Annotated in this window: 22 protein-coding genes; 9 read left to right on the plus strand and 13 right to left on the minus strand. The window is 68.8% G+C overall.

The window, feature by feature from the left end:
- Positions 1–25: 25 nt before the first annotated feature.
- From IEY81_RS16265 to gcvT, 6 genes are all read right to left on the minus strand, one after another.
- A complete protein-coding gene (locus IEY81_RS16265) occupies positions 26–646 on the minus strand; it encodes a hypothetical protein (protein WP_189119530.1) in 621 nt (206 codons plus the stop codon).
- 251 nt (positions 647–897) lie between these two features.
- A complete protein-coding gene (locus IEY81_RS16270) occupies positions 898–1,404 on the minus strand; it encodes a dihydrofolate reductase (protein ID WP_229787920.1) in 507 nt (168 codons plus the stop codon).
- A complete protein-coding gene (locus IEY81_RS16275; RefSeq protein ID WP_189119531.1) occupies positions 1,394–2,188 on the minus strand; it encodes a thymidylate synthase in 795 nt (264 codons plus the stop codon). The genes IEY81_RS16270 and IEY81_RS16275 overlap by 11 nt, the downstream gene beginning before the upstream one ends.
- A 27-nt stretch (positions 2,189–2,215) precedes the next feature.
- Positions 2,216–3,070 (minus strand): PhzF family phenazine biosynthesis protein, encoded by an 855-nt coding sequence (locus IEY81_RS16280; RefSeq protein ID WP_189119532.1) that lies wholly within the window; start codon positions 3,068–3,070, stop codon positions 2,216–2,218.
- Positions 3,071–3,106: 36 nt separating this feature from the next.
- Positions 3,107–3,367, minus strand: a complete 261-nt coding sequence (locus IEY81_RS16285; protein ID WP_189119533.1) for a hypothetical protein — start codon at positions 3,365–3,367, stop codon at positions 3,107–3,109.
- Positions 3,367–4,509, minus strand: a complete 1,143-nt coding sequence (gcvT, locus tag IEY81_RS16290) for a glycine cleavage system aminomethyltransferase GcvT (RefSeq protein ID WP_229787921.1) — start codon at positions 4,507–4,509, stop codon at positions 3,367–3,369. The genes IEY81_RS16285 and gcvT overlap by 1 nt, the downstream gene beginning before the upstream one ends.
- 77 nt (positions 4,510–4,586) lie before the next feature.
- Between gcvT and IEY81_RS16295 the strand changes: the two genes are divergently transcribed.
- The 5 genes from IEY81_RS16295 to IEY81_RS16315 all read left to right on the plus strand — a co-directional run bounded on the left by IEY81_RS16295 (position 4,587) and on the right by IEY81_RS16315 (position 10,840).
- Positions 4,587–6,107, plus strand: coding sequence for a leucyl aminopeptidase (locus tag IEY81_RS16295; RefSeq protein ID WP_189119534.1), 1,521 nt, complete (start codon positions 4,587–4,589; stop codon positions 6,105–6,107).
- 231 nt (positions 6,108–6,338) lie between these two features.
- The gene (gene sucB, locus IEY81_RS16300; RefSeq protein WP_189119535.1) at positions 6,339–8,177 is read left to right on the plus strand and encodes a 2-oxoglutarate dehydrogenase, E2 component, dihydrolipoamide succinyltransferase; all 1,839 of its coding nucleotides are present in this window, start codon (positions 6,339–6,341) and stop codon (positions 8,175–8,177) included.
- Between the two features lie 169 nt (positions 8,178–8,346).
- Positions 8,347–9,084, plus strand: a complete 738-nt coding sequence (gene lipB / locus IEY81_RS16305) for a lipoyl(octanoyl) transferase LipB (RefSeq protein WP_189119536.1) — start codon at positions 8,347–8,349, stop codon at positions 9,082–9,084.
- A gap of 70 nt (positions 9,085–9,154) precedes the next feature.
- Positions 9,155–10,099: a lipoyl synthase gene (gene lipA / locus IEY81_RS16310; RefSeq protein ID WP_189119537.1), complete on the plus strand. Its 945-nt coding sequence runs from the start codon at positions 9,155–9,157 to the stop codon at positions 10,097–10,099.
- A gap of 30 nt (positions 10,100–10,129) precedes the next feature.
- Positions 10,130–10,840 (plus strand): DUF4191 domain-containing protein, encoded by a 711-nt coding sequence (locus IEY81_RS16315; protein WP_189119538.1) that lies wholly within the window; start codon positions 10,130–10,132, stop codon positions 10,838–10,840.
- A gap of 99 nt (positions 10,841–10,939) precedes the next feature.
- Here the strand turns inward: IEY81_RS16315 and IEY81_RS16320 are convergent, their stop codons facing one another.
- From IEY81_RS16320 to IEY81_RS16335, 4 genes are all read right to left on the minus strand, one after another.
- Complete coding sequence (locus IEY81_RS16320) at positions 10,940–11,830, minus strand: FG-GAP repeat domain-containing protein (protein ID WP_189119539.1); 891 nt, start codon at positions 11,828–11,830, stop codon at positions 10,940–10,942.
- Between the two features lie 152 nt (positions 11,831–11,982).
- Positions 11,983–12,822 (minus strand): class I SAM-dependent methyltransferase, encoded by an 840-nt coding sequence (locus tag IEY81_RS16325; RefSeq protein WP_189119540.1) that lies wholly within the window; start codon positions 12,820–12,822, stop codon positions 11,983–11,985.
- A 95-nt stretch (positions 12,823–12,917) separates the two neighbouring features.
- On the minus strand, positions 12,918–13,700 hold the full coding sequence (locus IEY81_RS16330; protein ID WP_189119541.1) for an SCO4651 family lipoprotein: 783 nt from the start codon (positions 13,698–13,700) through the stop codon (positions 12,918–12,920).
- Between the two features lie 65 nt (positions 13,701–13,765).
- A complete protein-coding gene (locus IEY81_RS16335) occupies positions 13,766–14,242 on the minus strand; it encodes an RDD family protein (RefSeq protein ID WP_189119542.1) in 477 nt (158 codons plus the stop codon).
- A gap of 212 nt (positions 14,243–14,454) precedes the next feature.
- Between IEY81_RS16335 and glnA the strand changes: the two genes are divergently transcribed.
- Complete coding sequence (gene glnA, locus IEY81_RS16340; RefSeq protein ID WP_189119543.1) at positions 14,455–15,876, plus strand: type I glutamate--ammonia ligase; 1,422 nt, start codon at positions 14,455–14,457, stop codon at positions 15,874–15,876.
- Positions 15,877–15,965: 89 nt separating this feature from the next.
- Entirely contained in the window at positions 15,966–16,643 is a 678-nt protein-coding gene (locus IEY81_RS16345; protein WP_229787922.1) for a DUF2243 domain-containing protein, read from the plus strand.
- A 378-nt stretch (positions 16,644–17,021) separates the two neighbouring features.
- Here IEY81_RS16345 and nadC read toward each other — a convergent pair whose 3' ends face one another.
- From nadC to IEY81_RS16360, 3 genes are read right to left on the minus strand one after another with little or no spacing between them, the layout of a single operon-like run.
- On the minus strand, positions 17,022–17,975 hold the full coding sequence (nadC, locus tag IEY81_RS16350) for a carboxylating nicotinate-nucleotide diphosphorylase (protein WP_189119544.1): 954 nt from the start codon (positions 17,973–17,975) through the stop codon (positions 17,022–17,024).
- The gene (locus IEY81_RS16355) at positions 17,975–18,268 is read right to left on the minus strand and encodes a DUF1330 domain-containing protein (RefSeq protein WP_189119545.1); all 294 of its coding nucleotides are present in this window, start codon (positions 18,266–18,268) and stop codon (positions 17,975–17,977) included. The genes nadC and IEY81_RS16355 overlap by 1 nt, the downstream gene beginning before the upstream one ends.
- 37 nt (positions 18,269–18,305) lie before the next feature.
- Positions 18,306–18,869 carry a carboxymuconolactone decarboxylase family protein gene (locus IEY81_RS16360; protein ID WP_189119546.1) on the minus strand — a complete coding sequence of 188 codons (564 nt, stop codon included), beginning with the start codon at positions 18,867–18,869 and terminating at the stop codon, positions 18,306–18,308.
- Between the two features lie 104 nt (positions 18,870–18,973).
- On the opposite strand from IEY81_RS16360, the gene IEY81_RS16365 reads away from it, so the two are divergent.
- On the plus strand, positions 18,974–19,249 hold the full coding sequence (locus tag IEY81_RS16365) for a winged helix-turn-helix transcriptional regulator (protein WP_189119547.1): 276 nt from the start codon (positions 18,974–18,976) through the stop codon (positions 19,247–19,249).
- 132 nt (positions 19,250–19,381) lie between these two features.
- Positions 19,382–21,904 carry a molybdopterin oxidoreductase family protein gene (locus IEY81_RS16370; RefSeq protein ID WP_189119548.1) on the plus strand — a complete coding sequence of 841 codons (2,523 nt, stop codon included), beginning with the start codon at positions 19,382–19,384 and terminating at the stop codon, positions 21,902–21,904.

Genomic DNA, 21,904 nt, shown 5'->3' on the forward strand with positions numbered 1-21,904 from the left:
TGTTTACCTTAGAGGGATCCCTCCCCTACTCGCGCGTCAGGGAGCGAAGATGGCCCACTGAGGCCATCTTCCGCCGCCTGCGCTCGTCTGCGGCCTCTGCCTGGTAGTTCGCGCTCAAGGGGTCTGCACGCAGCGGCGTCGTCACCGGCGCTCCCCACAACGTCCAGACCGGTCCGTTGCCGATCGGCAGCCAGGTGTCGGTGAACTCGGCTGCCCACTTCCCCGGCGGCTCGAGCCTTAGGTCTGCCCGGTCGAGGCCGACGAGGTCGGCGGTGAAGACCGCCCAGGCTCCGAGAGTTGCCACGAACGGGACGGGCTTGCGAGCGTCGATCCGGAACGCGGTGAGAAGTGGGAGGTGCCAGGCTGGTGCCATCACAACGGCCTGTTCCTCCCACGGGGCGTCCAGGTCGATCGGTCGCTGTCGGCCGACCCGGGCGATGAACGGCTGCCATCGATCCAATGTCTGCTGAGCGCACCGTGGCCGCGCGAGCAGCTTCTCGAACTGCTCCGCGTCGTAGAAGTTCGCCGATCCTGCTCGGTGTGGAGCGCCGGCCAAGCCTGCGCGCAGCACGCGCTTGGCCTGGTTCTCGCCGAGGAGATGGATGTCGGCGAGCCTGGCTACGGCTTCGGTCGTGGAGATCCACATGGGATGAAACTAGGCGGGAGCACCGACATGTCTTGGGTGACTCTCGACAAGCTCGACCTCCGCCCCGCTCGCTATGACCGAGGGTCCGACCTTGTGAACGCTTCACAAGCTCGGACCCTCGGTCATAGCGAGCGCTTACCCATCACCACGTTCTCGGTGCCTGGGACCTGCGCGAGCGGGCGCCAGCCTTCGCTGAGGTAGAGGCGGTGGGCTGGGGTGGGGTCGTCGTCGGGGTCGGCGGCTAGGGGACCTCAGGCGCGGGTGAGGAAGACACGGTCGTACGCCTCGTGGGGCTCGCGCTTCGTCTCGACCCACTCGGACGGGTCGAAGGATGGGTAGAGGACGTCGCCGTCGGGGGTCAGGTGGACGTAGGTGATCACCTGGTCGGTGGCGTGCGGGAGGGCGGCGGCGTAGACCTGGGCACCGCCGGCGATGATCGTGTCGCCCTGCTCCTTCTCAGCCAGGGCGAGGGCGGTGTCGATGTCGTGAGCGACCAGGACGCCCTCGTACGACCAGGTCTGGTCCCGGGTCAGGACGACGGTGGTGCGGCCCGGGAGGGGGCGGCCGATGGAGTCGAAGGTGGTGCGGCCCATCACGAGGGTGTGACCCATCGTGATCGCCTTGAACTCGGCCTGCTCGCCGGGGATCTTCCACGGGATGTCGGGGCCGTCGCCGATCACGCCGTTGTCGGCCATCGCGGCGACCATGACGATGCGCCGTCCGTGGTGGTCGAGCTTGTCGAGACCCTCAGACGGCAACGGGAGCCTTGATTCCGGGCGCCGGGTCGTAGCCCTCGACGGTGATGTCGTCGAGGTCGAAGGCGTCGATGTCCTTGACGTCGGGGTTGAGGCGGAGGCGCGGTAGCGGCCGCGGCTCCCGGGTGAGCTGGAGGCGGGCCTGCTCGATGTGGTTGCTGTAGAGGTGCGCGTCGCCGAGGGTGTGCACGAAGTAGCCCACCTCGAGGCCGGTCACCTGGGCGACCATGTGGGTGAGGAGGGCGTAGGAGGCGATGTTGAACGGTACGCCGAGGAAGACGTCCGCCGAACGCTGGTAGAGCTGCAGGCTCAGCTTGCCGTCGGCGACGTAGAACTGGCACAGCGTGTGGCACGGCGGCAGCGCCATGTCGTCGATGTCGGCCGGGTTCCAGGCCGTGATCACGTGGCGGCGGCTGTCGGGATCCTGCTTGATCTGGTCGATGATCCGAGCGATCTGGTCGACGTGACGACCGTCGGGGGTCGGCCAGGAGCGCCACTGGTAGCCGTAGACCGGGCCCAGGTCGCCGTTCTCGTCGGCCCACTCGTCCCAGATCGAGATGCCGCGCTCCTGCAGCCAGCGCACGTTGGTGTCGCCGCGCAGGAACCACAGCAGCTCGCCGAAGACCGACCGCGTGTGCACCTTCTTCGTGGTCAGCAGCGGAAAGCCCTCCGCCAGGTCGTAGCGGGTCTGGTGACCGAAGACGCTGATCGTGCCCGTCCCGGTGCGGTCGGACTTCTCCACTCCCTCGTCGAGGATGCGGTTCAACAGATCAAGATAGGACTGCACAGCCCCAGCCTAGGTCAGATCTCCCGGCTAGATCTCGACGGTGCCACGGATGGTCGTCAACGTGTCCCCGCCCACCCACACGGTCCGCCCGGTGGTCGAGCCTGTCGAGACCTCTTCAGAAGCCACATGCACCCGCCCCCGCCGCTTCAGGACGGTCCCCTGCGAGGCGACGTACGACTCGGGCAGTTGCCGTCCTGCCAACCACTGCCCCAGCGCCGCGTTGAGCGAGCCGGTGACCGGGTCCTCGAAGGCGACACCGTCGGCCGGGAAGAAGGCGCGCACCTCGACCGCGCACTCGCTGCCTTCCGGGTAGCGGCCGACCAGACCGACCTTGTGATCCCCGAGCACGCCATGGTCCGGAACAACCGCCAGCACCGCCTCGGCGTCGGCGAGCATCACCCCGATCCAGCCCGGCCCGTTGTCGCACCACTGGGCGTCCAAGATGGCCTCGCGCTCGATCCGCAGCCCCTTCGCGATGGCGACGAGTGACTCCTCCTCGACCGAGCCGCCGCGGATCAGCTCGGGCGCGCCGAACGCGATCCGGTCTTGGTGACGGAGCTCGACCAGGCCGACACCGCACTCCTGCACGAGACGATCACCGCGAGGCTTGCCGCCGGCCTCGAGCCAGGCGTGCGCCGACCCGATCGTCGGATGACCTGCGAAGGGCAGCTCACCGCTGACCGTGAAGATCCGCAGCCGGTAGTCGGCGGCCGGGTCCGTGGGCTCCAGCAGGAAGGTGGTCTCCGAGAGATTGGTCCACCGCGCGAACGCGGCCATCTGCTCGTCGCTCAGACCGTCGGCACCGTGGACCACGGCGACCGGGTTGCCCTTGAGGGGCTCGGAGCTGAAGACATCGACCTGGCGGAACTCGAACGCAGTCACACGCCGACCCTATCCGGGCCCAGCCGGGCACAGACCTCAGGAGGCGGAGAGCTTCATCGGGCCGTAGACCTGCCGGTCGTGCTCGTAGAGCACCACCGCGGCCACGCCCACGTCGAGGAGGTCCTGCCAGACCTCGCCCACCCACGACTCGGCGTCGCTCTGGTTGGCGAACCGCTGGCCGGCGAGGTCGCCGTCGACCGGCACCTCGGCTCCGGAGGCGTCGACGAGCTGCCACCACCACGGCCGGTCGGCGGCCGTGGGCTGCTTGAAGACGGACGGTACGTCGGGGATGCCCATCAGCCCTCCCGAACGTGCGACGGGACGAAGGGCGGCTTGGTGAGCTGGAAGATCTCACGCCGGCCGCGTACGTCGATGCCGATCTCGGCCTCGGGGTTGACCGTGGTCGAGACGAGCACCAGGCCGACGCCCTTCTTCAGCGTCGGCGAGAAGGTGCCGGAGGTGACCTCACCGACGGGTACGTCGGCGGTCAGCGACGCGGTCATGTGCGGGCGCGGGATGCCGCGACCGACTGCGACGATGCCGCGCAGGGCGCGCTTGGCCCCGGCCTCCTTCTCCGCGACCAGCTTCTCGCGGCCCCAGAACGCCTCCTTCTTCCAGCCGACGGCCCAGCCGAGGCCGGCCTCGTTGGGGGTGACGTCGATGGTGATGTCCTGGCCGTGGAGGGGGTAGCCCATCTCGGTGCGCAGGGTGTCGCGGGAACCGAGGCCGCAGGGCATCACGCCGAGATCTTCACCGCGCGAGAGGAGCGCGTCCCAGAGCGCGCCGGCGGCCTCGTTGGCGACGATCAGCTCGTAGCCTCGCTCGCCCGAGTAGCCCGAGCGGCACACCACGACACCGATCTCCTCACCGAGCACGTCGGGGGCGGCGGCCTCGACGAAGGACATGTACTCGTGGCCGGCCGGCAGCCCGACCGCCTCGAGCAGCTCGTCGGACTTCGGCCCCTGGACCGCGAGCACCGCGTAGTCGCGGTGGTGGTCGGAGAGGGTGATCCCCTCGGGGGCGGCGGCCTCGAGGCGGCGTACGACCTCGGGGGTGTTGGCGGCGTTGGGGACGATCAGGACGTGCTCGGCGTCGCGGTAGTAGGCGATCAGGTCGTCGACGATGCCGCCGGTCTCGTCGTCGCAGCAAAGCGTGTACTGCGCCTTGCCGGGCTTGATCCGGTTGAGGTCGTTGGTGAAGGAGGCGTTGACGAAGTCGGCAGCACCCTCGCCACTGATCATGACCTTGCCCAGGTGGCTGACGTCGAAGACACCGACGGCCTCGCGGACCGCGGTGTGCTCCTTGACGACGCCGGCGTACTCCAGCGGCATCGACCAGCCGCCGAACTCGCCGAACTTCGCACCGAGTCCCTGGTGCTTTTCGTGCAGGGGGGACTGGAGCAGCTCCGACCCGCCCCCCATGGAGGTCTCATCAGCCATGCTGCGAACTTATCGCACCGGGCCGACACAGCCAGGTCCGCGCCCCCTCCGGGCGTGCCACACCTACACTGCACTGCGTGACCCTGCCTGACATCGCTTACACCCTGCGTACCGCTTCTCCTGCCAAGACTCGTGCCGAGGCGGTCGTCGTCGGTATCGGTCAGGGCCGCAAGGACGTGGAGCTCGCCACGGGCGCCGAGGACGTCAAGGCCGCCTATGGACGCAGATGGCGCGGGCTGCTCGCCACCCTCGGCGTCACCGGCAAGGCCGGCGAGGTCACCCGTCTGCCCGCGGGCTCCGAGCTCGGCGCCCAGCTCCTGGTGCTGGCCGGCCTCGGCAAGGCCGACGCGGACGGCAACCACTCCACCGATGCGGTACGCCGCGCCGCCGGCGCCGCCGCCCGCGCGGTGCCCAACGCGACCTCCGTCGCCGTGGCCCTCCCGGCCGACACCCCCGAGCTCGTGCGAGCGGTCACCGAGGGCTACCTCCTCGGCGGCTACACCTACACGGCCTACAAGTCCGGCGGGGACAAGAAGGAGGACAAGGGTCCGAGCGACGTCGCCTTCTTGAGCCCGATCGCGCGGCGCGACGACGCGGTGACCGCCTTCGAGGAGGCGCAGGTCGTCGCCCAGGCGGTGGCCGGCACCCGCGAGTGGGTCAACGTCCCGCCCGCCGACCTGACTCCCCCGGCCTTCGCCGAGGCCATCACCCACGTCGCCGACCTCGTCGACGGCGTCGAGGCCACCGTCCTCGACGAGAAGCAGCTCGCCGAGCTCGGCTGCGGCGGCATCCTCGCCGTCGGGATGGGCTCGGCCGCGATGCCGCGCCTGGTCGAGCTGACCTACTCCCCCGAGGACGCGCGCGGCCACATCGCGCTCGTCGGCAAGGGCATCACCTTCGACTCCGGCGGTCTCACGATCAAGCCCGGCGGCTCGATGTCCACGATGAAGTCCGACATGGCCGGAGCCGCCGCCGTCGCCCAGGCGACCTTCGCGATCGCCCGGCTGGGGCTTCCGGTCAAGGTCTCCGCGTTCGTGCCGATGGCGGAGAACATGGTCTCCGGCTCGGCCTACCGGCCCGGCGACGTCGTCACCCACTACGGCGGCAAGACCGTCGAGGTCTCCAACATGGACGCCGAGGGCCGGATGATCCTCGCCGACGCCCTGGTGCGGGCGACCGAGGTCTCTCCTGATGTGATCCTCGACGTCGCCACCCTCACCGGCCACATGGTGATGGCGCTGGGTGACAAGGTCAGTGGAGTGCTCGGTTCCGAGGAGATCGTCGACAGCGTCCTCGCCGCCGCGAAGGTGGCCGGCGAGCAGATGTGGCCGATGCCCATCCCGGAATGGATGGAGGAGCGGATCCGTTCCTCCAAGGTGGCCGACCTCAACCAGCACGACTGGATCCGCTGGGGCGGCGGACTGTACGCGGCAGCGTTCCTGCGGGAGTTCACCAACGGCCTCCCCTGGGCCCATCTCGACATCGCCGGGCCCTCGTTCAACAGCGGCGGTGCCGCCGGTCACCTCACGCCCGGAGGCACGGGTGTGGCGGTGGCAACACTGGTGGACTACGTACGCAACATGGCTACCGATCAGTAATGGTCCGGTTGACACAGTCTTCTGGGGGTAGTGACAAGATGGGCAGCGTGATCGACGCCCTTGGCCGCTCTTCCGGCGGCATCATGAGTGCGTCGGGCAGGTGTCGGCTCAGACCGACGCGCCTCTCTCTTCTCACAGAGTCTTCTCGGCGGGCCGTCGTGCCTCGTCGTGGCGGCGCGCGTGTCCGGACATACAAGTAGAGCAACGAACAGACGTAGAACGAAGGAACCCATGGCCACCGAAGTAACTCTCCCGGCACTCGGCGAGTCCGTCACCGAGGGCACCGTCACCCGCTGGCTCAAGCAGGTCGGCGACACCGTTGCGGTCGACGAGGCCCTGCTGGAGGTCTCCACCGACAAGGTCGACACCGAGATCCCCTCGCCGGTCGCCGGCACCGTGCTCGAGATCAAGGCGGCCGAGGACGACACCGTCGAGGTCGGTGGCCTGCTCGCCATCGTCGGCGCGGACGACGAGGCCGGCGCCTCTCCGGCCCCGGAGCCCGAGCCTGCGCAGGACGAGGCCGCTCCGGCCGCTGAGCCCGAGGCCCCGGCCGAGCCCGAGGCTCCCGCCGAGCCCGAGGCCCCCGCCGAGTCGAGCGCTCCCGCCGAGCAGGCCCCGGCCTCAGGCGGCGGTGGCAACTCCACCGAGGTCGTGCTCCCCGCGCTGGGCGAGTCGGTCACCGAGGGCACCGTCACCCGCTGGCTCAAGCAGGTCGGCGACGAGGTGGCCGTCGACGACGCGCTGCTCGAGGTCTCCACCGACAAGGTCGACACCGAGATCCCCTCGCCCGTGGCCGGCACCCTGCTCGAGATCAAGGTCGAGGAGGACGAGACCGTCGAGGTCGGCGCCGTGCTCGCGGTCGTCGGTGACGCCGGTGCCGCCCCGTCCGGCGACTCCGCTCCCGCCGAGCCCGAGGCCCCGAAGGCCGAGGCCGAGCCCACGCCCGAGCCGGCCCCGGAGCCCGAGCCGGAGCCCGAGCCCGCACAGGAGCCCACCCCCAAGGCGGAGACCTCCGCTCCCGCGGCCGAGAAGCCGGCGGAGAAGCCCGCCGAGGAGAAGCCCGCTGAGAAGCCGGCCGAGGCCGCCCCGGCCCACGCCGCTCCGTCCACGGAGAGCTCGCCCGCGATCCAGCCCGGTGGCTACGTCACCCCGCTGGTGCGCAAGCTCGCCGCCCAGCACAACGTCGACCTCGACTCCGTCAAGGGCTCGGGCGTCGGTGGCCGCATCCGCAAGGAGGACGTCCTCCAGGCGGCCGCCGCCAAGGCGGCTCCGGCCCAGGAGGCCCCGGCTGCTCAGGCTGCCCCGGCTCCCGCCTCGTCGGCCTCGTCGGCTCCCGCCGCCCCCGCGTCGCCGTCGCCGCTGCGTGGCACCACCGAGAAGATCTCGCGCCTGCGCAAGGTGATCGCCCAGCGGATGACCGAGTCGCTGCAGACCTCGGCCCAGCTGACCCAGGTCATGGAGGTCGATGTCACCAACATCGCCCGCCTCCGTGAGGCCAACAAGGCCGGCTTCCAGCAGCGTGAGGGCGTCAAGCTGACGTACCTGCCGTTCTTCGCCAAGGCCGCCATCGACACGCTCAAGGTGCACCCGAAGCTCAACGCCGGGATCGACACCGAGGCCGGCACGGTCAGCTACTACGACCGCGAGAACATCGCCTTCGCCGTGGACACCGAGAAGGGTCTGATCACCCCGGTCGTCAAGGACGCCGGTGACCTCTCGATCGCGGGTCTCGCCAAGAAGATCGCCGACGTGGCCGACCGCACCCGCAACAACAAGATCAGCCCCGACGAGCTCTCCGGTGGCACCTTCACGATCACCAACCTGGGATCGTTCGGCGCGCTCTTCGACACCCCGATCATCAACCAGCCGCAGGTCGCCATCCTCGGCCCGGGTGCCGTGGTGAAGCGTCCGGTCGTCATCGACGACCCCGACCTCGGCGAGACGATCGCGGTGCGCTACATGGTCAACATCGCGCTGACCTACGACCACCGCCTGGTCGACGGCGCCGACGCCGGTCGCTTCCTCCAGGACGTGAAGAAGCGCCTCGAGGCCGGTCAGTTCGAGATCTGATCTCGTTCTCCGCCAGGTGCCCCGGACCCATCGCGGTCCGGGGCACCTGCCATGTCTGCCGAGCTTGACGGGCACTTCATGGACTTGACGGGTGTTCCAGTGCCCGTCAAGTCCATGAATACCCGGTCGACCGGGTATCCCACACCCGGCGAGGCGTACGATCACAGCTGTGACTGAGCTGCGCTTCGTTGAGGTCGGGACGATCGACTACCTGGACGCCTGGGAGCTGCAGAAGCAGATCCACCAGCGCGTCGTGGACCGTGAGGAACCCGACACCGTGCTGCTGCTCGAGCACCCACCGACCTACACCGCCGGGAAGCGTACGAAGCCGGAGGACCGCCCTGCCGACCCCGGCGGCGCGCCGGTGATCGACGTCGACCGGGGTGGCGAGGTGACCTTCCACGGGCCGGGCCAGATCGTCGCCTACCCGATCGTGCGGCTGCCGGAGAAGGTCAAGGTCGTCGACTTCGTACGCCGCCTCGAGCAGGCGATGATCCGCACCTGCGCCGAGTTCGGCGTCACCGCCTACCGGGTCCCCGGCCGCAGCGGCGTGTGGCTGCCCGAGGGCGAGACCCCCGACGGCGTACGCCGCCTGGAGCGCAAGGTCGGCGCGATCGGGCTGCGGGTCAGCCAGCACGTGACGATGCACGGCATCGCGCTCAACTGCGACGTCGACCTGGGGTGGTACGAGCGGTTCGTCCCCTGCGGGATCTCCGACGCCGGGGTCACCACGCTCTCCTTGGAGACCGGTCGCCGGATCACCAACGAGGAGGCGATGCCGGTGCTCCACGAGCAGGTCGCCGAGATGCTCTCCTGGCGCGACTACGAGCCCGGCCCGAGCCTGGAGCCCAAGCCGGACCCCGCCAAGACTCCGCGGGTCCCGCTGCTCTCCCCCAGCCTGGGGTGAGCCGGCACGGGTGACCGGCGAGTAACCGCCTGGCTTCGAGGATCTCCCCGCCCCGGCGTACGCTAATGGGGTGACTCAAGCTCCTGCCCCCGAAGGTCGCAAGCTCCTCCGTCTCGAGGTCCGCAACGCGCAGACTCCGATCGAACGCAAACCGGAGTGGATCAAGACCAAAGCGAAGATGGGGCCGGAATACAAGGAGCTCACCGCGCTGGTGAAGTCCGAGGGTCTCCACACGGTGTGCCAGGAGGCCGGCTGCCCCAACATCTTCGAGTGCTGGGAGGACCGCGAGGCCACCTTCCTCATCGGTGGCGACCAGTGCACCCGGCGCTGCGACTTCTGCCAGATCGACACCGGCAAGCCGACTGCTCTCGACCGTGACGAGCCGCGCCGCGTGGCCGAGTCCGTGCAGACCATGGGCCTGAAGTACGCCACCATCACCGGCGTCGCCCGCGACGACCTCGCCGACGGCGGCGCCTGGCTCTACGCCGAGACGGTCAAGCAGATCCACGAGCTCAACCCCGAGACCGGCGTCGAGAACCTGATCCCCGACTTCAACGGCATCCCCGAGCTCCTCACCGAGGTCTTCGAGTCCCGTCCCGAGGTGCTCGCCCACAACGTCGAGACCGTGCCGCGGATCTTCAAGCGCATCCGCCCGGCCTTCCGCTACGAGCGGAGCCTCGACGTGATCACCCAGGCGCGCAACTTCGGCCTGGTCACCAAGTCCAACCTGATCCTCGGCATGGGCGAGACCCGCGAGGAGGTCTCCGAGGCCCTGCGCGACCTGCACTCGGCCGGCTGCGAGCTGATCACCATCACGCAGTACCTTCGCCCCAGCGTGCGTCACCACCCGGTCGAGCGGTGGGTCAAGCCCGAGGAGTTCATCGAGCTCCAGGCCGAGGCCGAGGAGATCGGCTTCTCCGGTGTCATGTCCGGTCCGCTGGTGCGTTCGTCCTACCGCGCCGGTCGGCTGTACCGTCAGGCGATCGAGGCGCGCGGCGCCTCCTCCGTGGCCTGAGTCCCTGCGTACGAAAACTGAAAGAGGAAGATGTCCCAGACCGACCCGAGCAACATGAGTCGCCGCCAGCAGATGGTGGAGACCTACAAGCTCACCAAGCAGTCAGACCCCAAGATCGGCCTCATCCTGGCCGCGGTCTTCGTGGTCGTCGCCGCCGTCGCCGGCGCGATCTTCTGGCTCCTGCCCGGCGAGGGCGTCTTCTCCTGGATCTTCACGATCGTCGGCGCGCTCCTGGCCGGTCTGCTGGCCGCCATGATCGTCTTCTCGCGGCGCGCGCAGAAGGTCATGTACTCACGCCTCGAGGGTCAGGTCGGCGGTGGGTACGCAGCCCTGACCATGCTCCGCAGGGGCTGGACCGTCACCCAGGCCGTCGGCGTCGAGCCGCGCAGCCAGACCCTCGTGCACCGCGTCGTCGGCCCTCCGGGAGTAGTCCTGGTCGGTGAGGGCAACAGTCCCAGCAAGGTCCGCTCGCTGCTGGCCAGCACCAAGCGCACCCACGCCCGCGTGCTGGGCGAGGTGCCGATCACGACCGTCGTCGCCGGCAACGGTGACGACGAGGTGCCGCTGCCGCAGCTGACCAAGCACGTCACCAAGCTCGGCCGCAACGTCGCCGGCCCCGAGATCACCGACATCATCAACCGCCTCAAGGCGGTCGACGCCACTCGCGGCACCCTGCCGATCCCGAAGGGCCCCGTCCCGACGTCGATGAAGGGTATGCGCGGCAACCTCCGCGGTCGCTGATCCTTCACTCTCGCAACATTCGATCGGGGCGTTCCGGCCCGCCGCTCACGAGCGGTGCAGAGCTGGAACGCCCCGATTCGTCGTGTCGAGGACGCCTGCTCAGCAGATCGACGAGACCGGGCTGGAGGCTCCATAGGCGCATTCACTCTCGAGCGTCTCGTTCTCCGAGAGCTGCGGCCACTCCACCCCGTCGGCCAGTCCGTCCTCGCCGCCGAGATAGACCACGACCATCCCGTCGCGGTCGAGCGCGACCACGTCACCGTAGTGATCACCGTTGACGTCGCTGGCAGCGCGGGTGAGCAGCCCCTTGTCCTTGAACTCGGTCTTCGACGACTGGGAGATCTCCCAGTCGCCCTCGGAGAACGAGTAGGTGTCGTGCCAGCCGTCCAGACCGATCTTCACCAGCTCGTCGGAGCCGTCGCCGTCGACATCGACAGATGCGGCCTGCATGCCGTCCTGGTCGGCGAGGGTGTTCCCTCGGTCGCCCTCGTTCAACATGACGTCCGTCAACTCGAGCACCGCACCCGTCTCGAAGGACTTCCCCGTCGACAGCGCCGGAACGCCGGTGAGGACTCGTGACGCACCCTCGGCGTCGGGGGTCTCCTTCTCCGGATGGATGGAGGTTGCGAGCAACAGGTCGGTCTTGTCATCACCGTCCCAGTCACCTGCCAGGAACTCCCCGCTGCGACCGTTCTCGTCCACCTTCATCTCGACCCACTGCTGCGGGTCCTTCCAGGTGCCGGACTCGGACTGGCTGAGAACGTAGGCGCGGATCGTCGACGGCTTCTCGGGATTGGCGGCGGAGAGCGCGAGGTCGACGCGCCCGTCGCCGTCGAAGTCACCGCAGAACGTCTGCGAGACCTGCCAAGCCGGGTCACTCGTGCCCAGCGGTATCGGCGCCGACTTCTTGCCGGTCTGGTAGAACACGACGTAGCCCTCGGAGCCCACCTGAGCCGTGTCGAGCTTGCCGTCGGCGTCGAAGTCGCACACCACGGTCCCAGCGGTCTCGGTCCACTCGCCCCAGCCGTCCGGGTCGCTCGAGGGCTAACTTACGCAATCGAATACACCTCCGAGAATGGCGAACGAAACATGGGAACTAGGCCATGTCACGGCGCCACTCGGACGACCTCGGAGTCGGAGGCCTACACCCTGCGGGCCCGGATCGCGTAGAGCAACGGGATCCGGGGAGCGTCCTCGGGCAGCCTGAACCAGCCGTCTTCCCCCGCCTCCATCGATGGGAACCGCGGCCACGGCAGCCGCTCGTCCTCGCGGACGACCTCGACCCGCAGGCCCGCGCCGGCGAGCGCGGTGACCACCTCGCCGATCCCGTGACGCCACTCGTACGCGGTGGTGTCACTGCTCAGCGCGGGCCCGTCGGTGTAGGTGTGGGTCGAGTCCTTGGCGATCGCGCCGCGGCCAGCCAGATAGTCGTGGCGCAGCTCGAGAGAGCCCTCACGCCCCGGCTCGGGCACCTCGCCGAGCGCATCCAGGAGCGGGTGGAACTCCGCCAGATAGACGAATCCGCCGGGCCTGAGCAGGTCGTGCACGATCCTCGCCCACAGGTCGATGTCGGGCAGGTAGCAGACCGCGCCCTTGCCGGTGTAGACGACGTCGAACCGGTCCGCACCCAGCACCTCGACGGCGTCGTGGACGTCGGCCTGGTGGTAGTCGATGTCGAGACCGCGGTCGGCGGCGATCCGGACCGCGGCGGCGACGGCCTCGGCCGAGATGTCCAGGCCGGACGTCACCGCGCCGCGCTGGGCGAAGGCGACCGTCTCGGTGCCGAGATGGCACTGCAGGTGCACGACCTCGCGACCGGCGAGATCACCGAGGTCGGCCCACTCGTAGTCGGCGAACCAGGACTCGGCGGGCCGGGAGCCGTCGATGCCGTAGAAAGCGCTGGCGACGTGGATCGGCGTCCGCGCGTCCCAGTTGGCTCTGTTGGCCTCGATCTGACGAACGCTTTCGGGGTCGAGAGTCACGTGACCACAGTGCCACGAAATGCAGAGGGCCGGTCCCCCTTCGGGGACCGGCCCTGGTGCGTACCTGACTGCTTCGAGCTGTCAGGCTGCCTGGGTCAGCCGGCCATGCTCGGCATGTCGGTGACCTGGTCGGCGGGCGGCGCCTCGATGGTCACGTCCTCGCCGTGCTTGGTGAGGACCATCTCGACCTTGCCGGTCTTGCCCATGCCGACCTCGGCCTTGCGAAGCTGGCCGTCGGAGTCGACCCAGATGTCCTGGTCGATGGTCTCGGGCAGGCCGGCGGTGCTGTCGGAGCCGAGGTTCTTGGCGAGCCCGGCGGAGTCGACCTTGAAGCTGTAGTGCTCGGTGTCGGTGCCGTCGACCTTCTCCTCGCCCTCGAACTTCGCGGACTTGATGGACTCCTCCATGCCGTCGAAGAAGGCGAGCGGGTTGCTCATCGACTCCAGGCTGGTGCCACCCATCTTGGCGAGCTGGTCAGCGGTCGCGGTCACCCACGAGTCGCCCATCATGCCCTTGATGTAGATCTTGTCGTCGAGCAGGATCGTCTCGATGTTCATGTTCTGGCCGCCACCACTCATCTTCATGGTGGAGTGCTGCGCCGGCGGCTCCTTCTGGATGTCGCCCTCGCCGGTCATCGACACCTTCTGGCTACCACTGGCCGCATCGATCTTGGTGGTGAAGTGAGCCGTGTCGATGTCCGCGGCCTTCTTCATGACCTCCGACATCTCCTCGGCCGAGACCGACTCACCCTCGCTGGCGCCGCCGGCGCCACTACCACCGCCGCAGGCCACCAGGCCTGAGAGCGATACGGCCAGCACACCCGCAGCAGCGGCGCGGCGCAGGAGGCCACGTGGCCCGAGAGTTCGGTTGTGCGTCATTGAGCTTCCCTTCATGTTTGCCGCTGCTCGCGGCCGGACCGCTCCAACCTACCCGTGGATGAGCCTCAACTCACACGACGAAACACGTGTCGATAGGTCTGCAGTGTGACGGTCGCGGTTCCGGCGGCCAGATCGTGCAGACCGCGCCGGTCGGGGCGGAAGACGAGCGGGGGTACGACGAGGACGACCAGGATCTGTCGGGCGATGCTCCGCAGGGGATCGAGCGGGCGCGCGTCGGGCTCCCCGGGAGTCACCCGCACCGTACGCAGCCGGGTGACGAGCTTGCCGAAGGAGCCGCCGCCGAGGCTCGTGAAGACGGCGGTCTGCAGGATGAAGACGACCAGGATCCACAGGTTGTCGCTCGGCCGCGGGTCCACACCGGCGATCAGCGAGCCGAAGGGGAGCGCGCGGGGGCCGAGGAAGACGGATGCCACCAGCGACGACGCGAGCCAGTCCACGAAGAGCGCCAGGACGCGTCGCCCCCAGCTCGCTGTGGGATAGGGCAGAGTAGGAGTCGCAGAGGTGGTGGCGGGGCCGGTCACAGCGACAAGCGTAGGCGGAGACGTCTTGAGGGATGAGATCGGGATGGTTGCCGATCAAATCACACAACCTGTTACATGCCTGAAACATTTGCGACACTCCTGTGCAACCGTCCATTCGTAGTTTGCGTGGCACGGTCGGGTCCATGAGGGCACGACCTCGATCGCTAGAGACCTATCTGGCTCACCCGCCCGGGTAGAGCCAAGGAGGATTGATGTTCAGCACTGACGACGAACTCATGAAGTTCATCTCTGACGAGGGAGTCGAGTTCGTCGACATCCGTTTCGTCGACCTGCCCGGCGTCCAGCAGCACTTCACCGTGCCGGTGTCGTCGTTCAACCTGGAGCCGATGGCGTTCGACGGCTCGTCGATCCGTGGTTTCCAGACGATCAACGAGTCCGACATGGCGCTCTACCCGGACGTCACCACCGCGTACATCGACCCGTTCCGCACGGCGAAGACCCTCGCGCTGATGTACTTCGTGCACGACCCGATCACCGGCGAGGCCTACTCGCGCGACCCGCGCAACATCGCGCGCAAGGCGCTGGCGTACCTCGCCTCGACCGGCATCGGTGACACCGCCTTCTTCGCGCCCGAGGCCGAGTTCTTCATCTTCGACAAGGTCGCCTACAACACCTCCGAGGGCGAGTCGTTCTACAAGATCGACTCCGTCGAGGCCTGGTGGAACTCCGGCAACGACAAGAACCCCGACGGCTCCGACAACCTCGGCTACAAGACCCGTTACAAGGGCGGCTACTTCCCGGTCTCCCCGACCGACCACTTCGCCGACCTGCGCGACACGATGGTCAAGAACCTCGAGGCCTCCGGCCTGCTCGTCGAGCGCGCCCACCACGAGGTCGGCACCGCCGGCCAGGCCGAGATCAACTACAAGTTCGACACCCTGCTCAAGGCTGCCGACGATGTCATGAAGTTCAAGTACATCGTCAAGAACACCGCCTGGGAGGCCGGCAAGACGGTCACCTTCATGCCGAAGCCCGTCTTCGGTGACAACGGCTCGGGCATGCACGTCCACCAGTCGATCTGGAACGCCGGCGAGCCGCTGTTCTACGACGAGACCGGCTACGGCGGCCTCTCCGACATGGCCCGCTGGTACATCGGCGGTGTGCTCAAGCACGCCCCCTCGGTGCTCGCGTTCACCAACCCGACCGTGAACTCCTTCCACCGCCTGGTGCCCGGCTTCGAGGCTCCGATCTCGCTGGTCTACTCCTCGCGCAACCGCTCCGCCGCGGTCCGCATCCCGATCACCGGCACCAACCCGAAGGCCAAGCGCGTCGAGACCCGGTTCCCGGACCCGTCCTCGAACCCCTACCTCGCCTTCTCGGCCCTGCTCCTCGCCGGCATCGACGGTATCCAGAACAAGATCGAGCCGCCCGCGCCGATCGACAAGGACATCTACGAGCTCCCGCCGGACGAGATGGCCGAGATCAACCAGGTGCCGACCTCCCTCGGTGCCGTCCTGTCGGCTCTGGAGAACGACCACGACTTCCTCACCGTGGGCGACGTCTTCACCCCCGACCTGATCGAGACCTGGATCGACTACAAGACCAACGACGAGATCCTCCCGATCCAGCTCCGCCCGCACCCGCACGAGTTCGAGCTCTACTACGACATCTGAGCACGAACCGCTTGCTGATCTGCTGATTCGCGGTAGACCCTGGATCCGCAGTCAGCACGTGGCACGCACGAGCCGTCATCGCCTTGTCGATGGCGGCTCGTGCGTTTCTCGCCAGCATTGGGAAGCCGAGTGCAGATCGTCCACCGCGGGCCGATGCAGAGCCGTGGTGCACCCCGATGCACATATCCGCGCCGGTGCGCGGGTACGTCGTTGCCGTGGCCACCCCTACGAACGCGCCTCACCGCAAGACGATGCCGTCGAAGGCATCCGGCCTGCTCTACGGACTGGGATTCGGAGGCTTCGTCGACGGCATCGTTCTTCACCAGATCCTGCAGTGGCATCACATGGTGAGCCACGTGGAGGGTTACCCGGCGGACACGGTCGCCGGCCTGGAGGTGAACACCCTGGCCGACGGCTTCTTCCATGTGGCGACCTGGCTCCTCGTACTGGCCGGCTCGATCACCGCCATCAAGGCGTGGCGTGAAGGACGTCTCGCTCCCAGCTGGGCATTCCACTTCGGTCTCGTCCTGGCCGGCTGGGGCATCTTCAACGTCGTCGAGGGCGTCGTGAACCACCATCTGTTGGGCGTTCACCACGTCCGCGACGACGTCGGGTCACCGATGTCGTGGGACATCGCCTTCCTGGTGTTCGGCGTGCTACTGATCGCCGGCGGTTGGCTTCTGCACGCACACGGAGTGCGGGCGATGGAGCGACGCACGACCGCAGACACGAGGCCCGAAGGCGATGACGCGACGTCCGAACCGTGACGCCGGCCTCACTCGCGGTGCGTGCTCGGGTCCTCCCCGCGACGCATCACGCCTCGGTGTTCCACCCAGGCGGCGCCGCACGCCAAGGCCTGGCTCGCGATCTCCATCCGTGAGCTTCCGCGGCGGCGTGCGCCGGCATCGAGGCGGTCGCGACCACGGTCGAGGACAGACCGCGTCCTGGCCCGACCCCGCAGGCGTGGCTTCGAGCTCCTCCAGCAACTGGTCCAGCTTGATGTGATCGCGGCGCTGTCGGACGAGGACGCTGAATCGTCCGCCCAGCTGAGTCTCGCTCTGGTGAGCAATGGATTGCACGGAATGACTCCTCACACGCGGGCTTGATGCGCGTCGTCCGGGCCGACGACCACCGTCCGGTACCCCTCAGCGTTTGAGCCACCCCCGGTCCGGGCATGTCCGGTCACCTACCGTGTCGCGTCCCGGCTCGGGTGTCAGCAGCATCGTCAGGTCCAGGGCGGGCGCGCTGTGCGTCAGCGCGCCGACCGAGATGAGGTCGACGCCTGTCTCGGCGATGGCGCGGACGCTGTCCAGACGGACGGTGCCGGAGGCTTCGAGCAGGATCCCCGACGTCTCGGTGTGCTCGGCCCGGATCTTCACGACCACCTCGAGGTCGGCCACCGACATGTTGTCGAGCATGATCCAGCGGGCCCCGGCGTCGAGGGCCTCGACGGCCTGGGCCACGGTCTGCACCTCGACATCGGTCTCCACCCTCGCGCCGGTGCGTTCCATCCCGCTCCGGACGGCGTCGAGCGCTGCGGTCACGCCGCCCGCTGCGGCGATGTGGTTCTCCTTGAGCAGCACCATCGCCGCGAGGTCGCGCCGGTGGTTGTGGCCGCCGCCGACGGTCACCGCGTACTTGTCCAGGGCGCGCAGGCCGGGTGCGGTCTTGCGGGTGTCCAGGATGCGCGCTCCGGTGCCGGCCACGGCCTGCACGTAATGGTCGGTGAGCGTCGCGATGCCGCACATGCGCTGCAGGAGGTTCAGCGCCGTACGCTCGCCGGTGATCAGGCTGCGCGCCGGACCCGACAGGCGCACCAGGACGTCGTCGCCGCTCAACCGGCTGCCGTCGAAGACGAGCATCTCCACCCGTACCTCCGGGTCGACCTGGGCGAAGACCTCGGCGACCACGGGAAGGCCGCCGGCGATACCGGGCTGCCGGGAGCGGATCTCGGCACAGGCCATCAGATGCTCGGGGACGCTCCACGTCGTGGTGATGTCCTGACTCGCCCGGTCCTCGGCGAGCGCGGCAGCGACGGCGGCTCGCGCCTCGGAGGCCGGGAACTCTGTGATGGTCGACCTCTCCGTCCCGGTGACCATCAGAGACCCTCGACGACGCGGAAGTCGCGCTCGAAGCCGTCGGGAAGCGCGGCCAGTGCCTCCTGGTAGGCAGCGCTCTCGCGGGCGGCGACCGCCTGTTCGAAGCTGTCGAACTCGATCAGGACGACGCGTTCGGCGATCCCGGCTTCGTACGCCTCGATCCGGCTGCCGACGCTCGCGAGCACCCGCCCGCCCATGGCCGCGACGGCTCGGCCCGCGAGCCTGTTGTAGCCATCGAGCCTCGCAGGGTCCTCGATGGTCGGGTAGACGCTGACCCAGTAGCCCTTGGACATGGAACCTCCAGTGTCGGGATGAGTGGTGTGGGTTGACTCAATGTGCGGAGAGCGGCGCCGTGCCGGGCTCGAGCGGCAGGCGGAGCGCCCGGACCGCGAACGAGATGGCGTGATACCAGCCGCAGACCAGCACGAGATCGAGCGCGCCGTCCTCCCCGACGACATCGACCAGGCGTGTCCAGGTGTCATCGGCGAGGTCGAAGGTCGAGTGGAGCTCGTCGACGGCTTCGAGCACCGCGCGATCGGCGCCGTCCCAACAGCCGTCCGTCGGCAGGCCACGCGCGAGCGAGGTGAGCTGAGCCGCGTCGAGTCCTGCCTTCTCGGCAAAGGTCGTGACGTGCACGGCCCACTCGTAGTCGGCGCCGCACAGCGCGGTCGTCCGGTCGATGACCAGCTCACGCTGGCGCACCGTGAGAGCCGAGCGACGGGAGAAGTAGTAGCTCCCCCACCCCGCGATGGCCCGAGCGAGCGCCGGCCGGCGGGCCCACACCCGGAACAGCTGGATCGGCGAGTGTCCGAGAGCCACGAGGACCTCCTTCGCCTCGTCACCGAAGGGCGGGGAGAGCGGCCGGATGCGCGGTTGCTTCGATTTTCGAGGCATAGCCGGGACGCTAACATTAGCGCTTCGGAAAGGAAAGCGATTTGCCGAAGCCGACACCACTCCCCGGCCGCCCGGTCCGCGGCTCACACACAGGACGCCCGATCATGGCGCTCCTGGACCTCTTGGGCCGCCGCTGGGCGATGCGGATCCTGTGGGAGCTTCGAGAGGACTCCTACCCGACCTTCCGCGAGCTCCAGCAGCGTTGTGACGGCATCTCGTCGAGCGTTCTGGCCGACCGGCTTCGTGAGCTCGGGCAGGCCGACTTGGTCGAGAACACGGGCGAGGGATACCTGCTCACCGAGCAGGGGCGAACCCTTCGAGAGACCCTTCTGCATCTCGACGAGTGGGCCTCCCGCTGGCAGCCCAGGGCGGAGGATTGAGATGGCCTGCACGCTCGAGCTGCCAGGTGACACGATGCCGGCATGACCGATCTCGCACAGGCGAGGCAGGGAGGCCGATCGCTACGAGGTCGACCTCGTATATAACCGACGCCCTTGGATACCGGAACAGTCGTGTCCGATCGGATCGCCGACGTCTACGGAACCCGCACGCCGCACTCGAGAGGGACTGTCTGGCCCGCCAGGGTCGACCAGTTCCTCGATCCCGACGTCGACGAGGCCGACGTGGAACGCTGGGTGCAGTCGGCCTGTCTGCTGTGCAGCAACGGCTGCGGCGTCGACATCGCGGTCAAGGACGGCCGGATGGTCGGCGTACGCGGCAGGGCCACCGATATGGTCAACCACGGCCGCCTCGGACCGAAGGGGCTCTACGGATCGACCCGCTGGGCGAACGCCGGTGACCGGCTCACCCGGCCGCTGGTCCGCGAGGGCGGGCGCCTCGTCGAGACCGACTGGGAGACGGCGATGGGCCGGATCGTCGAGCGGTCGAAGGCGCTCCTGGAGGAGAAGGGGCCGCTCAGCCACGGCTTCTACACCTCGGGACAGCTCTTCCTCGAGGAGTACTACACGCTCGCCGTCATCGGGAAGGCCGGGCTCGGCACTCCCCACATGGACGGCAACACCCGGTTGTGCACGGCGACCAGCGCAGCGGCGTTCAAGGAGTCCTTCGGGGCCGACGGCCAGCCCGGGTCCTACACCGACATCGAGCACTGCGAAGCGGTCTTCCTCTACGGCCACAACATGCCGGAGACGCAGACCGTGCTGTGGGCGCGCATCCTGGACCGTACGCGCGGGGAGGATCCGCCGAAGGTCGTCTGCGTCGACCCGCGCCGCACCCTGGTCGCGCTCGAGGCCGAGCGCACCGGCGGCGTACATCTCGCTCCTCGGGTCGGCACCAACATGGCGCTGATGAACGGCCTGACACGCGAGCTCTTCGAGCACGACTGGATCGATCACGAATGGGTCGCCGAGCACACCCTCGGCCTCGACGACCTCCGCGAAGTCGTGGAGCCCTACACGCCCGAGCACGTCGCCGAGATCTGCGGCATCGACCCCGAAGAGCTCCGCCGGGCGGCCCGCATCTTCGGCGAGAGCGAGGCCGTGCTCTCCACCGTCCTCCAGGGCTTCTACCAGTCCCATCAGGCGACTGCGGCCTCCGTGGCTGTCCACAACCTGCACCTGCTGCGCGGCATGATCGGGCGACCCGGCGCCGGCGTGCTCCAGATGAACGGGCAGCCGACCGCGCAGAACAACCGCGAGTGCGGCGCCGACGGCGACCTGCCCGGCTTCCGCAACTGGGACAACCCGAGCCACGTGCAGCAGCTGGCGGAGGCCTGGGACGTCGACCCGATGACGATCCCGCACTGGGCGCCCCCGACCCACGCCATGCAGATCTTCTCCTACGCCGAGGCCGGCACGATCGGGCTGCTGTGGATCTCGGCGACCAACCCCGCGGTCTCGATGCCGGAGTCCGCCCGCATCCGCCGGATCCTCGGTGGCGACCAGTGCTTCGTCGTCGTGCAGGACCTCTTCCTCACCGAGACCGCCGAGCTGGCCGACGTCGTGCTGCCCGCCGCGGGCTGGGGCGAGAAGACCGGTTGCTTCACCAACGTCAACCGCACCGTCCATCTCTCCGAGAAGGCGGTCGAGCCTCCCGGCGAGGCCCGCAGCGACCTCGACATCTTCTTGATGTACGCCGACGCGATGGGCTTCACCAACAACTCCGGCCGCCCGCTCATCGGCTGGCGCACCGCCGAGGAGGCCTTCGATGCGTGGGCCGCGATCACCGGCGACCGGCCGGTCGACTACACCGGGCTGTCCTATGCCAAGCTGCGCGGCCCCACCGGTCTCCCGTGGCCGGTGAACGAGCAGCACCCCGACGGCACCGACCGGCTCTACGCCGACGGCGTCTTCCCGACCGACACCGACTACTGCGAGACGTTCGGTCACGATCTCCTCACCGGCGGCACCGTCACCGAGCAGGAGCACCGGGCGATGCACCCGGCCGGGCGGGCGTTCCTCAAGGGCGCTCCCTACAGCCCGGCCCACGAGGAGCCGTCCGAGGCGTACCCGCTCCTCTACACGACCGGCCGCACCGTCTACCACTTCCACACCCGCACCAAGACCGGCCGATCCCGCGACCTCAACCGGGCCGCGCCCGACGCCTGGGTCGAGCTCTCCGCCCGCGACGCCGAGGCGCGCGACATCGTCGAGGGCGACTGGGTGCGAGTGGAGTCGCCGCGGGGCGCCATCGAGGTCCGGGCTCGGGTCGGCAACGTCATGGACGGCGCTGTCTTCGCGCCCTTCCACTACGGCCGCTGGGAGCCGTCCGAGGCCGACGGCGGCGGCCACCCGGACGCGGAGCACCGCCAGGCCAACGAGCTCACCATGACCGTGTGGGACCCCGTCTCCAAGCAGCCCACGTTCAAGACCGCGGCCTGCCAGGTGACGAAGGTACGCAGCGGCGACGGCCCCTCCCCCGCGCCCACCACCACCGCTTCTGCCCCTGTCCGGGAGCCGGCCGACGGTCGGCGGCGGCCGCGACGGACCGAGGGCGGAGGCCCGACGTCCAGCACCGTGCTGGACGAGACGCCCGACTATCCGCTCGATCCCAGCACGCCGGAGAGAGGCCGTTGA

It is taken from the genome of Nocardioides luteus (assembly GCF_014648595.1).
GTDB classification, from domain to species: domain Bacteria; phylum Actinomycetota; class Actinomycetes; order Propionibacteriales; family Nocardioidaceae; genus Nocardioides; species Nocardioides luteus.